Source organism: Roseateles sp. P5_B10 (genome assembly GCF_056400485.1).
This window is the reverse complement of sequence record NZ_JBFULE010001745.1, coordinates 1-529: the sequence shown is the minus strand read 5'-3', so window position 1 is coordinate 529 and position 529 is coordinate 1. Positions and strand designations below refer to the sequence as shown.

The 529-nt window shown below is 63.6% G+C and carries 1 protein-coding gene; it reads left to right on the top strand.

The genetic code is table 11. The features are described 5' to 3' along the window. The coding region (locus AC1DU6_RS35665) for an SDR family NAD(P)-dependent oxidoreductase (protein WP_477863351.1) at positions 1 to 286 on the top strand (286 nt) is incomplete at its 5' end. Positions 287 to 529: the final 243 nt, after the last annotated feature.

The window sequence follows — 529 nt, the reverse complement described above, 5'->3', positions numbered from 1 at the left end:
ATATTCCGCCTCGAAAGCCGCGGTGATCTCGTTGATGCGTTCGGCGGCGATGGAATGCGGGCCCCGCGGCATCCGCATCAATGCGGTGGCGCCGGGCCGCGTCGTCACCGACATGATGCTGGCCTCGGGGATCGCCGACATGTCGGCCGTCGCAGCCGGCCTGCCGATCCGGCGTATGGGCCAGCCGCATGAAGTCGCGGAAGCCGTGGTATGGCTCGCGTCCGACGATGCCGGCTACATCGTCGGCCATGTGTTATCGGCRGATGGCGGCTTCAGCGCGACCTGACGACATTCGCGCATCATTGCGTTGCAACAGACGAGCAGGACTGCAGATCAGCACCGTGTGACTTGCAACGGCCAGGCCCTTGGCAACGTCCTTGCCATCGTCAAAGATCACAAGCCGATTACCAAAGCCACCGCGACAGGTCAGCCTGAGGCGATGGAGATGGATCTKCGCGTCGCATGCTGCCACCGCGCGACGTCGGCGCATGTCATGACGATCCGGAGTATCTGACCGACCAACGACATC